The 13,155-nt window shown below is 44.9% G+C and carries 14 protein-coding genes; 10 read left to right on the top strand and 4 right to left on the bottom strand.

The window, feature by feature from the left end; genetic code table 11:
- Positions 1–34 precede the first annotated feature (34 nt).
- The 7 genes from sfsA (at position 35) to panC (ending at position 6,145) form a co-directional block, all read left to right on the top strand.
- Positions 35–760: a DNA/RNA nuclease SfsA gene (gene sfsA / locus JC606_RS00910; protein ID WP_198777608.1), complete on the top strand. Its 726-nt coding sequence runs from the start codon at positions 35–37 to the stop codon at positions 758–760.
- A gap of 135 nt (positions 761–895) precedes the next feature.
- Complete coding sequence (gene dksA, locus JC606_RS00905; protein ID WP_004738189.1) at positions 896–1,342, top strand: RNA polymerase-binding protein DksA; 447 nt, start codon at positions 896–898, stop codon at positions 1,340–1,342.
- Positions 1,343–1,532: 190 nt separating this feature from the next.
- Positions 1,533–2,408: a tRNA glutamyl-Q(34) synthetase GluQRS gene (gene gluQRS, locus JC606_RS00900; protein WP_102426162.1), complete on the top strand. Its 876-nt coding sequence runs from the start codon at positions 1,533–1,535 to the stop codon at positions 2,406–2,408.
- A 183-nt stretch (positions 2,409–2,591) separates the two neighbouring features.
- A complete protein-coding gene (gene pcnB, locus JC606_RS00895; protein WP_008222702.1) occupies positions 2,592–3,947 on the top strand; it encodes a polynucleotide adenylyltransferase PcnB in 1,356 nt (451 codons plus the stop codon).
- A complete protein-coding gene (folK, locus tag JC606_RS00890) occupies positions 3,944–4,429 on the top strand; it encodes a 2-amino-4-hydroxy-6-hydroxymethyldihydropteridine diphosphokinase (protein ID WP_008222704.1) in 486 nt (161 codons plus the stop codon). Before pcnB ends, folK begins: the two co-directional genes overlap by 4 nt.
- Positions 4,430–4,451: 22 nt before the next feature.
- On the top strand, positions 4,452–5,246 hold the full coding sequence (gene panB, locus JC606_RS00885) for a 3-methyl-2-oxobutanoate hydroxymethyltransferase (RefSeq protein ID WP_004738184.1): 795 nt from the start codon (positions 4,452–4,454) through the stop codon (positions 5,244–5,246).
- Positions 5,247–5,254: 8 nt separating this feature from the next.
- A complete protein-coding gene (gene panC, locus JC606_RS00880; protein ID WP_004738183.1) occupies positions 5,255–6,145 on the top strand; it encodes a pantoate--beta-alanine ligase in 891 nt (296 codons plus the stop codon).
- A 121-nt stretch (positions 6,146–6,266) separates the two neighbouring features.
- Here panC and JC606_RS00875 read toward each other — a convergent pair whose 3' ends face one another.
- The 3 genes from JC606_RS00875 to JC606_RS00865 all read right to left on the bottom strand — a co-directional run bounded on the left by JC606_RS00875 (position 6,267) and on the right by JC606_RS00865 (position 9,913).
- Positions 6,267–7,037 carry an ABC transporter permease gene (locus JC606_RS00875; RefSeq protein WP_004738182.1) on the bottom strand — a complete coding sequence of 257 codons (771 nt, stop codon included), beginning with the start codon at positions 7,035–7,037 and terminating at the stop codon, positions 6,267–6,269.
- 1 nt (position 7,038) lies between these two features.
- Entirely contained in the window at positions 7,039–7,956 is a 918-nt protein-coding gene (locus tag JC606_RS00870) for an ABC transporter ATP-binding protein (protein WP_137407239.1), read from the bottom strand.
- Between the two features lie 325 nt (positions 7,957–8,281).
- On the bottom strand, positions 8,282–9,913 hold the full coding sequence (locus tag JC606_RS00865; protein ID WP_198777646.1) for a SulP family inorganic anion transporter: 1,632 nt from the start codon (positions 9,911–9,913) through the stop codon (positions 8,282–8,284).
- A 286-nt stretch (positions 9,914–10,199) separates the two neighbouring features.
- Between JC606_RS00865 and can the strand changes: the two genes are divergently transcribed.
- On the top strand, positions 10,200–10,868 hold the full coding sequence (gene can / locus JC606_RS00860) for a carbonate dehydratase (RefSeq protein WP_004738177.1): 669 nt from the start codon (positions 10,200–10,202) through the stop codon (positions 10,866–10,868).
- A 72-nt stretch (positions 10,869–10,940) separates the two neighbouring features.
- Here can and hpt read toward each other — a convergent pair whose 3' ends face one another.
- A complete protein-coding gene (hpt, locus tag JC606_RS00855) occupies positions 10,941–11,471 on the bottom strand; it encodes a hypoxanthine phosphoribosyltransferase (protein ID WP_061032638.1) in 531 nt (176 codons plus the stop codon).
- 335 nt (positions 11,472–11,806) lie between these two features.
- On the opposite strand from hpt, the gene JC606_RS00850 reads away from it, so the two are divergent.
- Together JC606_RS00850 and JC606_RS00845 are read left to right on the top strand one after the other, a co-directional pair.
- Positions 11,807–12,412, top strand: coding sequence for a LuxR/HapR/OpaR family quorum-sensing transcriptional regulator (locus tag JC606_RS00850; protein WP_198777607.1), 606 nt, complete (start codon positions 11,807–11,809; stop codon positions 12,410–12,412).
- A 160-nt stretch (positions 12,413–12,572) separates the two neighbouring features.
- Complete coding sequence (locus tag JC606_RS00845) at positions 12,573–12,836, top strand: hypothetical protein (RefSeq protein WP_198777606.1); 264 nt, start codon at positions 12,573–12,575, stop codon at positions 12,834–12,836.
- Positions 12,837–13,155 lie beyond the last annotated feature (319 nt).

Raw genomic sequence — 13,155 nt, 5'->3', positions numbered from 1 at the left:
TGTACATAAAAACCTACCCGTCTAAATAAGTAATATGCAGTTCAATCCACCATTAGAGTCAGCGACTCTTATCAAACGCTACAAACGTTTCCTCACTGACATCAAACTTCCCGACGGCAGCGAGCGTACTATTCACTGTGCCAACACTGGAGCGATGACAGGATGCGCGACTCCGGGTAACACTGTGTGGTATTCAACCTCCGATAATGCAAAAAGAAAGTACCCAAACAGCTGGGAGATCTCAGAAACGGACAAAGGTCACCGGATTTGTGTAAATACTGCGCGAGCAAACCAGCTAGCAGTGGAAGCAATTGAAAATAAGACTATAGTTGAACTCTTAGGTTATAACGCGTTACGAACCGAAGTGAAGTATGGTAGCGAGAATAGTCGAATTGACATTCTGCTTGAAGATAACGAAAAGCCGCCTTGCTATATCGAAGTAAAAAGCGTCACCTTACTCGATGAACAAGATACCTCAACTGAGGGGCAAGGTTTTTTCCCTGATGCGGTGACAACCAGAGGCCAAAAACATCTGCGTGAACTCACAGAAATGGTCGTATCTGGAAATAGAGCCGTACTTTTATTCACTGTTTTACATTCAGGTATTGAAAAAGTGTCTGCGGCACACCATATAGACGCCAAATATTCGTTATTACTAAAACAAGCACAAGACGCTGGAGTTGAAGTGCTTTGCTACAAAGCAGAGCTCAGCAGTACTCAAATACAACTAAAACAATCTGTTGAATTTATCAATAACTGAACAAAGATGTTGAACAAATCACATTGATTGCAAGTTTGAATAAGAGTATTTGCCACCATTCGTTCTTTCTGCTATAGATACCCGCCTTAAAATTAGCTGCTTTGCAGTTGACTAGGTGTAAATAGGAGATGCTGTATGCCAGAATCTAAGAAAAAAGCGCTAGGCATCCTAGCCATCGCAGGTGTTGAACCGTACCAAGAAAAGCCAGGTGAAGAATACATGTCACCTGAGCAAACGGAACATTTTACAAAAATTTTAGCAGCTTGGCGCAACCAGCTCAGGGAAGAAGTTGATCGTACTGTGCACCACATGCAGGACGAAGCAGCGAATTTCCCAGACCCAGTTGACCGTGCTTCTCAAGAAGAAGAATTCAGCCTAGAGCTACGTAACCGTGACCGTGAGCGTCGTCTAATCAAGAAAATTGAGAAGACACTAGACAAGATCGAAGAAGATGATTTCGGCTTCTGTGATTCTTGCGGTATCGAGATTGGCATTCGTCGCCTTGAAGCTCGTCCAACTGCTGACCTTTGTATTGACTGTAAAACACTTGCAGAGATCAAAGAGAAACAAATGCAAGGTTAATACTTGCGGATGTAAAGAAAGGGAGCTTTGGCTCCCTTTTTTGTTTGCTGCCTAAGCGAGATGCCTTAGATAGCAATGAGCAGTGTTAAAACGAGTACTAAGCAGCAACAATACTCACTGCATGCAATAAACACATTAAACGTCTTAAGAATCGGCTACTGCGGTACCCTCTAGATTAGGTTGTTCACATATGAATTATATCGGGCGCTTTGCACCATCACCGTCAGGTCCTCTTCATTTTGGCTCACTGGTTGCTGCTCTTGGCAGCTACTTCCAAGCAAAATCTCATCAGGGACAATGGTTAGTCCGTATGGAAGACCTAGATCCGCCAAGAGAGATGGCTGGCGCTGCAGACCTGATTCTTAAGACGCTTGAGGCTTACCACCTATTTTGGGATGGAAAAGTCGTTTATCAGAGCCAACGTCACGACCTATACCAAGCGCAAATTGATCAATGGGTGGCTGACAACCAAGCCTACTACTGCCAATGCACGCGCAAACAGATAAAAGCCTTGGGTGGTTTCTATAATGGCCATTGTCGACAGGCGGGGTTAATTGATACGGGCGAGCAAGCCGTGCGTTTATGTATGGATTTCCCCGTCGAGTCATTCGACGATGTTCGCCATGGCACCATTCAAATCCCTAAAGCATTGGCTGAAGAGGATTTCATCATCAAACGCCGCGATGGCTTGTTTGCTTATAACTTGGCCGTGGTACTTGATGATATCGAGCAAGGCGTAACGGAAGTGGTGAGAGGCGCTGATCTCATCGAACCTACGGGCCGCCAAATCAGTCTTTATAAGACACTGAAACAAAATACAGTGAGCTACTTGCACTTGCCGTTAGCGACCGACGCGTCTGGCAATAAACTATCAAAGCAGAACCACGCCACCGCTATTGACCTCGATAACCCCAAACCAACACTGCTCAATGCCATGCAGTTCTTAGGCTTTGAGGTTCCTAAGGCCGTTTGTGAAGCTTCAATCGATGAGATTTTGGCATGGGGCTGCCAGCAATGGAACGTTGCTCAATTACCTGATAGTTTACAAAAACAACACTGCAATTAGCTCAAAACAAACGGCAAATAGTACAAACGACACACAAAAATGCCATAACCAACCACTGTGGTTAAGCAGACGATGTTCTCAAATGGCTCGCGCTAAGCTATTATTAGCCGCAATTAAACTCTGCACTACCACTTTGGACTAAGAGAAAAACAAAGTTGGCGATACCTACTTTGTTCTAAACTAATGAATACAAACGACAATACCCCAAGCGAACAACGCGGATTCCACGAACTAGCACTGAATATTTATACTCGCCAAGAGCACAATATTTCACGTAAGCAGATCAGCGATAACGCACTAAAAGTACTATATCGCCTGAATGGTGCGGGTTTTGACGCATTTTTAGTCGGTGGTGGTGTCCGTGATATCTTACTTGGCTCTCAGCCAAAAGATTTCGATATTGCGACCAACGCTACGCCAGAGCAGATCAAGAACCTCTTCCGAAACTGCCGCCTAATTGGCCGTCGTTTCCGCTTGGCACACATCATGTTTGGTCGTGACATCATTGAGGTGGCAACTTTCCGAGGTCACCATCAAGAGCCATCTAAAAACGTATCTGCACAATCGAAAGAAGGCATGCTATTACGCGACAACGTGTACGGCAGTGTTGATGAAGATGCAGAGCGTCGCGATTTCACGATCAATGCGATGTACTACAACATTGCAGACTACAGCATCCACGATTACGCAGGTGGTGTAGAAGATTTAGAAGATAAGCTTATCCGCCTAATTGGCGACCCAGAGACACGCTACCGTGAAGACCCTGTACGCATGCTGCGTGCAATGCGTTTCTCGGCGAAGCTGGATTTTGATATTGAAGAAGACACCGCCGACCCAATTGAAGGCCTGGCGCACCTTCTAAAAGACATCCCAGCAGCACGTCTTTACGAAGAATCTCTAAAACTGCTTCAATCAGGCTACGGCTTAGAGACCTACCATCTGATGCGTGAATACAACCTATTCCAGCAGATGTTCCCAGCGGTAGCTGAGTACTTCACTGAAGATTACGACTCACCGACTGAGCAAATGCTTGATTTGGTGCTCGACTCTACCGACCTTCGTATCGAAGATGGTAAACGAGTAAACCCTGCATTCATGTTTGCCGCGATTCTTTGGTACCCAATGAATAAGCTGGCAGACAAGCTTGTCGCCGAGCAAGGCATGGCACACTACGACGCGATCATGGAAGCAAGTAACATCATTCTTGATCAGCAAGTAAAATCCATTGCTATCCCTCGTCGCCACACAGCAACCATTCGTGAAGTTTGGCAACTGCAACTGCGACTACCTCGCCGCAACGGTAAACGTGCCGTTCGCCTAATGGAGCTCAACAAGTTCCGCGCTGGTTACGACTTCTTAGAGATGCGTGGCGAGATTGAAGGTGGCGAGACAAAAGAGTTAGCTAAATGGTGGGAGCGTTATCAGACAGCTGGTCGCAACATGCGTCAAGCAATGGCTAACGACGTAGCAGCACCATCAAAGTCAGGTCATCGTCGCCGTAAGACTTACCGAAACAAAAAGAGTAAGCAAGCCGAATGATAACTGCTTATATTGCGGTCGGCAGCAACCTTGCCGACCCAGTTAGCCAAGCAAATTTGGCTATCGAAACGCTAAAAAGCCTACCGCGATCAACGTTTATTGCGACCTCTCAGCTATATAGTAGCACTCCAATGGGGCCGCAAAATCAACCGGACTACATCAATGCGGTAGTCGCGATTAAAACCGAATTAACGCCTATTGAACTGCTTGATTGCACTCAAAAAATCGAGTTAGAGCAAGGGCGTGTCCGTAAAGACGAACGCTGGGGACCAAGAACCTTGGATCTCGACATCGTGTTGTACGGCAATGAGGTGATCGATTCAGAGCGCTTAACCGTTCCTCATTACGGAATGAAAGAACGAGAGTTTGTACTCTACCCGCTTGCTGAAATCGCACCAAGTTTACAACTCCCTGATGGGACTGAGCTGACAGAACTATTGAAAATTGTAGATAAAAACGGGCTCAATGTTTGGCAGCAATAGCCAGGCACATTAAGGAAAACCAATGAAAAAAGTAACCATTAACGACCTGATCAAGTGTAAACGTGAAGGCCGTAAATTCGCGACGTCAACAGCTTACGATGCGAGCTTTGCTCAACTATTCGAAAGCCAAGAGATGCCTGTTCTGCTTGTCGGTGATTCACTGGGTATGGTTCTACAAGGCCATAACGACACATTACCAGTAAGCGTTGAAGACATTGCTTACCACACTCGCTCTGTGCGTGCTGGTAGCCCTAACTGTCTTCTAATGGCTGATATGCCTTTCATGAGCTACGCGACTCCAGAGCAAGCTTGTGAGAGCGCAGCTACCTTGATGCGTGCTGGCGCGAACATGGTAAAAATCGAAGGCGGAAGCTGGTTGGTTGATACTGTGAAGATGCTAACAGAACGCGCAGTACCGGTATGTGCACACTTAGGCTTAACGCCACAATCTGTGAACATCTTTGGTGGTTACAAGGTTCAAGGTCGCGATGACGACCAAGCTGATAAAATGGTTGCTGACGCACTAGCGCTACAAAACGCAGGTGCTCAAATCGTTCTACTTGAATGTGTACCAGCTTCATTGGCAAAACGAATTACAGAAGCTTGTCACGTGCCAGTTATTGGTATTGGTGCAGGTAATGTTACCGATGGTCAGATCTTGGTTATGCATGACATGTTCGGTATTTCTGCGAACTACATGCCGAAATTCTCTAAGAATTTCCTAGCAGAAACAGGTGACATGCGCAAAGCAGTGGCTCTATACAAAGAAGAAGTAGAGAGCGCACGCTTCCCTGATGATGCTCATACAATCGCTTAGGAGTAAGTATGCAAACTTTTGCTGAAATAGCGGCTCTTCGTGAGCAGATTAAACAGTTTAAGCGTGATGGACGTACGGTTGCTTTTGTACCGACTATGGGAAACCTGCATGAAGGCCACCTTACTCTGGTAAAGAAGGCTCGTGAACTGGCAGACATCGTCGTGGTAAGCATCTTTGTTAACCCGATGCAGTTTGATCGTGCTGATGACCTGAACAACTACCCTCGCACGTTAGAGGCTGATTTAAGCAAACTAACTGGCGAAGGCGTTGAACTGGTATTTACCCCAACGCCAGAAGTGATGTACCCAGATGGTCTAGACAAACAGACGTTTGTTGAAGTACCAGGGTTATCTCACATGTTGGAAGGTGCGTCTCGTCCGGGTCACTTCCGTGGCGTTGCGACGATTGTCACTAAGCTGTTTAACATCGTTCAGCCAGATTTTGCATGCTTCGGCGAGAAAGACTTCCAGCAACTTGCTGTAATTCGCCAAATGACAACTGACTTAGCGTTAGACATTGAAATTGTAGGCGTTGCGACGGTTCGTGAAATGGACGGTTTAGCGATGAGCTCTCGCAATAGCAATCTCACTATTGATGAGCGCCAACGTGCACCGGTTCTAGCACGCACTATGCGTTGGATCAGCAGTGCAATTCGCGGTGGACGTGATGACTACGCATCAGTGATTGAAGATGCGACAGATCAGCTTCGTGCAGCAGATCTACAGCCAGATGAAATCTTCATCTGTGATGCTAAGACTCTGCAAGCCATCACTTCAGAATCCACTCAAGCTGTGATTCTTATGTCGGCTTTCCTAGGTAAGACGCGTCTTATCGACAACCAAGTTCTCGACTTGGTAACGGAAACCAAAGAAGAAGTGAAAGAAGAAACCGCTGAGTAATCTCTTTCTTCTCTTTGCGTAAACAAGCTCTTAATGCAAAGCAAAAGCACAAACGCAGAACATAAAAAAGGTCGATGTAATATCGACCTTTTTCTTTATCTGCAATTCAGGGACGTCGGAGTTAGCTGCGTAAGCCTATGCCCTTAGTCACTAGGTAATGTGCAATACCATACAGCACAACGATAAACACACCTAGTACGCCAAACGACGTCACAATACCCACGTCAGACACACCCAAGAAGCCATATCTAAACGCATTCACCATGTAGACGATAGGGTTCAACTTCGACACTCCCTGCCAAAACTCAGGCAACAGGCTAATCGAGTAGAATACACCACCAAGATAGGTAAGCGGCGTCAGAATGAAGGTTGGGATAATTGAGATATCATCAAACGTGCGTGCAAATACCGCGTTGATAAGGCCACCTAACGCAAATACCACCGACGTAAGGAAAACGGTCGCAATAATCACGCCCCAGTGATCAACCTGAAGGTCAACGAAGAACAGAGAAACAAAGGTCACGATAGTCCCGACCAATAGGCCGCGCACCACGCCACCCATCACGAAACCAGCAATAATCACATAGTTCGGCACCGGCGCAACCAGCAGTTCTTCAATGTTCTTTTGGAATTTAGCACTAAAGAATGATGAAGCCACATTCGAGTACGAGTTAGTGATTACCGACATCATGATCAGACCCGGCACTATGTATTCCATGTAGCTAAAGCCGTTCATTTCACCGATTCGCGCACCAATCAGGTTACCGAAGATGATGAAGTAGAGCGTCATAGTAATTGCAGGTGGAACCAGCGTTTGCACCCAAATACGAGTAAAACGGTTGATCTCTTTGGTCAGCAAGCTGCGAAAAGCAGTCCAATATAGGCTGTACATATTATTTACTCCCCTCACGCACGATACTTACAAACAGTTCTTCTAGACGGTTAGCTTTGTTACGCATCGAGAGGACTTTCACATTCTGCTCACTCAACTGAGCAAAGATGGTGTTCAAACCTAGGTTCTTATCAATTTCGATCTCTAAAGAACCATTCACCAAGACTTGGTTATTCACGCCTTCTAGCTTAGGTTCAGTCGCGCCCTCTTCAAGATCTAAAATAAAGGTCTCGGCGCTCAACTTACCTAGTAGCGCTTTCATGGTGGTGTTCTCAATCAACTCACCACGATTAATGATGCCGATGTTGCGACACAACATTTCCGCTTCTTCTAGGTAGTGCGTGGTCAAGATAATGGTAATGCCCTGCTTCTCGTTGATCTCTTTGAGGAATTCCCACATCGAGCGGCGCAGTTCAATATCGACACCTGCAGTTGGCTCATCAAGAATCAGCAGCTGTGGCTCATGCATCAATGCACGCGCGATCATCAAACGACGCTTCATACCACCAGACAAGTTACGCGCACGTTCGCTACGTTTTTCCCATAAATCAAGTTGAGATAGGTACTTTTTCGCTCGCTCTTTTGCCAGAGCTTTAGGCACACCGTAGTAACCAGCTTGCTGCAAAACGATCTGCTCAACCGTTTCAAACGGGTTGAAGTTAAACTCTTGAGGAACTAAGCCTAGGTTTTGCTTTGCCAGCTCCAGATCGGTATCAATGTCGTAGCCGAATACCTTAACCTTGCCAGAGGTTTTATTTACTAACGAAGAGATAACGCCAATGGTGGTGGACTTGCCCGCACCATTTGGACCAAGAAGCGCGTAAAAGTCACCTTTTGCTACCTGTAAACTAATGCCTTTAAGTGCCTCGAAGCCACCCGCATAATTTTTTCTTAATTGCTCAATTTCTAATGCATACATAGAGATGATTGCCATTTGCTATAAATAGTGTGGTTAGCCGGACAGGGTGAAGAGAACGAAACCTGAAATGAACCAGTTGAACTAGCTCAAGATAATGTACGCGGCCATTTTGCAAACAAGTCTATCGTTGAATGACGATGAATACAAATATCGATTAACGGTTTCGTTATAAAACTTAAAAGAACTAAGGCTGCATAGAGCCCTATATCGAATATCACAGAAAAAAAATACCGCTAAGACATTAACTTAGCGGTATTTTCCGTTATTAGAAATTCATGACCAACATTGATAACTATTGTTCAGTCACAGTGAATTAATAAGAGTATTAAACCGATTCAAATTGGTGCTTGTCTCTATCAACGTAGCTTGTTGCGGCCGTCAAGGCTTCATATCTGAAGCGATATGTGTTCGATTCCGGTACTAAATCAATTACGTGGAACTTCTCCAACTGTTGACGAGTGTTCTCATTCGGACACAACAAGTACACCTCACATTGAGCGTCTAGCGCATCTTTGATTGCATTCTCTAGCGCAAGACCAACCGTAACATCAATCATAGGTACATCGGTTAGGTCTAAAATCATTGCTTCATAATCAGAAATACTTGAGTGCTGACGTGAAATCGCCTTTGAGACACTGAAGATCATCGGCCCTGATAGATAGAAGAACAAAACCTTGCCGTTGGCATTATCCAGTAACTGACGTTCGCTGTCGGTCAATGGGATATCGTCTTCATCATCACCATCACTGATCGCCTTAACTTGTCTGGCTTGCTCACGGCTCAATCTTTCAATAATCAAAATGTTCGAGATAAATACACCCAATCCAACCGCGATGATCAAGTCAACAAATACGGTTAGCAGCATTACACCATACATGACGCCCATGCCCGCATAACTGACCTTGTGCGCACGCTGAATGAAACTCCAATCGAGAATGTTGAAGCCTACATACATCGCAATACCCGCCAGCACAGCCATAGGAATCGGCTCGGTTAATCCACCAGCGACCAAAACCACTAACGCCAATACTAATGCTCGAATCACACCAGACAGTGGAGAGCGAGCGCCGACCTGAATGTTGGTCACGGTACCCATGGTCGCACCCGCACCTGGCAACGCACCAAACAAGCCCGAAAGCATATTTGCAATACCTTGACCACGCAGCTCTTTATCAGAGTCATGCTCTTTACGAGTCAATGAGTCCCCAATAACAGCGGTCAAAAGCGTATCAATACAACCTAATGTACCAAGTACCAAGGCATCGATAACCATAGTCGTGAATTGTTCAGCACTGATAGTTGGGACAACAAGAGAAGGTAAACCTGCTGGGATTTCACCAATACGACGAATAGAATCAGTATCGAAGAAGATAACGGACAACAGAGTGACGGCCACTAACGCGACCAGTTGCGCCGGTACATATTTACGATACTTAGCCGAGAAGCCAAACAGAATACCGAGTGTCAGCGCACCTAGAAATAGCTCACTCACTTTTAAGTTTGCTAGCGTATCAGGCAAAGCAGAGAGCGTGCCCATTACACCACCAGATGGGGCTGCATGTCCTAACAATGGGGACAACTGCAAGATAATCAGAATAACGCCAATACCCGACATAAATCCGGAGATCACGCTATATGGCATCAAAGTAACGTATTTTCCAAGCTTTAACGTGCCAAGTAATATTTGGAATGCACCGGCCATCATCACGACAGTAAAAGTCATTGCCATACCCGTTTCAGGATATTTAGCAACCATACTCGTCATTACGGCAGTCATGATAACCGTCATCGGGCCGGTAGGTTCAGAAATCAAACTACTCGAACCGCCAAACAATGCTGCAAACAGGCCAACCATAATGGCGCCCCACAAGCCAGCTTCAGCTCCCGCGCCAGAAGCAACACCAAATGCCAATGCTAAAGGTAACGAGATGATGGCTGTAGTCACACCGCCAAACATATCCCCTTTGAGATTGATATCCGTAAAACGACTTCCAAACAAAACACACCTTCCTGATGATGAAATGACAAACCTTATCACTTTAACAAATGTATCAAGTGTTCAGAAAGTGTTAATTCAATCACATTATTCATGTCTTATAACCGGATCATTGATAGTGAGCTAAGTTTATGATTTTCCGTACTAGAACACGTCAGATGAGTACATTTTGACGCAGTTTTTACGAGATTGAATTTGTAACATTGTGTATAGTGAAGCATCTTAATTGAGGGATGTAAGAAGCAAGATGCCAGAAATAAAACAGCTTTTTGAGAACAATTCCAAATGGTCTGAAGAAATTCGCTCTGAAAGACCTGAGTATTTTACAACGCTTGAAGAGGGTCAAAGCCCAGGTTTTCTATGGATAGGTTGTTCAGATAGCCGAGTTCCAGCCGAGCGCCTTACTGGCTTATATTCTGGAGAACTGTTTGTTCACCGAAACGTGGCCAACCAAGTGGTTCATACAGACCTAAACTGTCTATCTGTTGTTCAGTACGCAGTGGATGTGCTTAAAGTGAAACACATTATTGTCTGTGGTCACTACGGTTGTGGCGGTGTTAATGCGGCAATTGATAATCCGAAACTAGGCCTTATCAACAACTGGTTACTGCACATTCGCGATAACTACCTAAAATATCGTAAAGAGATCGAAGCGCTTCCACGTGAACAGTGGGGTGACAAGCTTTGTGAGATTAACGTCGCAGAGCAGGTTTACAACCTAGGTAACTCAACCATTATGCAAAGTGCATGGGAACGCGGCCAAGAGGTCGAGATCCACGGTGTGGTATATGGCATTGGTGATGGCAAGTTACAAGACCTTGGCGTACGTTGCTCAAGTATCGACACATTAGAGAGCAGCCACATTGAGGCATTAAACAAAATCTTAACGACGCCTCTTCTTAGCCAACAAGGCTAATTATCTCTATCAAAATACAAAAAGCCCGCATCAAGCGGGCTTTTTAATGTCTTGTGTCGGCAAGTGTAGTGATTACTCTTGCGGTACAACTTTGCCAATGTATGGCAGGTGACGGTATTTTTGAGCGTAGTCGATACCAACACCAACAACGAACTCATCTGGGATCTCAAAACCAATCCACTTAGTGTCCACTTCAACTTCACGTCGTGAAGGCTTGTCTAGTAGCGTACAGATCTCGATAGATTTAGGACCACGTAAGCTCAGGATCTCTTTTACCTTAGTCAGTGTGTTACCAGTATCGATAATATCTTCAACAAGCAGAACGTCTTTACCTTGGATGTCGTCATCTAGGTCTTTCAAAATACGAACATCACGTGAGCTTTCCATGCTGTTGCCGTAGCTAGACGCGGTCATGAAATCAACTTGGTGAGTTAAATCAATAGCACGAGCAAGATCCGCCATAAAGACAAACGATCCACGTAATAAGCCAACTAAAACCAGATCTTCACTGCCTTGGTAGTGTTCCGTGATCTGTTTGCCTAGTTCGTTTACTCGATCCTGAACTTCTTGCTCAGAGATCATGACTTCAACTGTATGCTTCATACTGCTCTCATTTTGTTTGGTGATTGCGACAAGTGTAGACAGTTTTGCCATTGGTGCCGCTCAATTTGTGCGTAAGTCTAGCACTGCTCAAATACCCACACCACCTTATGGTTCCAATTAACTGTCAGATTATCAATGAAATGTGCACTTGTGCTTTGTCTGATAGTCGCCTCCTTTCACATCAATGTGGATCACGCTTTATGTATCAAGTTTGATGTAACTGTCTATTAAATAAGCTCAAAGGATTGACCATTCGCATATGCACCATTACACTCATCTTTGCTTAAATAATAATAAAATCATTAATATAAAAAATCGTTGGCAAGGAAAATAAAATGGACTCAATCTCTAAGAGACCTAGAACTAGGCTTTCACCTTTAAAAAGAAAACTTCAGCTGATGGAAATCGCGCTTGAAGTATTCTCTCGTCGCGGCATTGGCCGTGGTGGTCACGCTGACATTGCAGATATCGCTCAGGTATCAGTAGCAACAGTATTTAACTACTTCCCTACTCGTGAAGATCTGGTTGATGAAGTGCTTAATCATGTTGTCCGTCAATTCTCAAACTTCCTTTCAGACAATATCGATCTAGATATTCATGCAAAACAAAACCTACATAATATTGCGACTGAAATGGTGACACTAGTAGCTCAAGACAGCCACTGGTTGAACGTATGGTTCGAATGGAGCGCATCGACGCGTGACGAAGTATGGCCACTGTTCGTAACGACAAACCGCACTAACCAAATGTTGGTACAAAACATGTTTAGTAAAGCGATTGAGCGCGGCGAAGTTTGTGACGATCACGCTCCTAAGCATCTTGCGAATCTGTTCCACGGCATCTGCTACTCGCTATTTATCCAAGCGAAACGTGTCGATACCAATGAAGAGTTGTCGACTTTAACTGACAGCTACTTGAACATGTTGTGTATCTATAAGTAGATTCGAGATTCGGTTAAAACTATTGAAAGGGTTGGCGTTTGCGTCAATCCTTTTTTGTTACAAGCAGATAGCGGTTGGTTGAAAGAGATTCCCTACTCCTTCCTTCGTTAGTCTAGGGAATGACGGATATAAAGAACTCCTGTACTTCACCGTCGAAGAAATGAATCAGCCATTCAAGTCTGAGATTACCAACTCCCTCCTTCGTCAGTCTAGGAATGATGGCTCTAAAGAGATCCTGCACTTCACCATCGAAGAAATAAACCAGCCATTCAAGTCTGAGATTACCAACTCCCTCCTCGTCAGTCTAAGGAATGATGGCTCTAAAGAGAGCCTGCACTTCACCATCGAAGAAATAAACCAGCGATTCAAGCCAGAGATTACCTCTTCTCTCCTTCGCCAGTCTCGGGAACGAGAAGGTGAATAGTGAGCTGCAGCTCGTTCACACTCAAGAATAACTAAAGGACAAACTCCAACACCTCACTCCGTCATCCTCAAGAGTGAGGGACGTATATGGACTCCCCTAGTATTGCAAGGAAACGAGTAAAGGTATGCAAGTGCACGTATATTCGGTTTCTTTATGGGGAGCTACCCCGAACCTCTATGGCTTAATCCACTCAGCAAAAGTTCTTATCGAGCGTGTGGTGTATTATCACCTTCGTCCCTCTCAGAGTTTCTTTTGCTTGCTATGCTTACTCTTTACCATAATTTACTTGCTTACATGGGGGGATTGATGTCTCCCTTAA

Source organism: Vibrio sp. IB15 (assembly GCF_016406055.1).
In the GTDB taxonomy this organism is placed as follows: domain Bacteria; phylum Pseudomonadota; class Gammaproteobacteria; order Enterobacterales; family Vibrionaceae; genus Vibrio; species Vibrio chagasii.
Note: the sequence above shows the minus strand (reverse complement) of the source record. Positions and strands in the feature narration are given on the sequence as shown.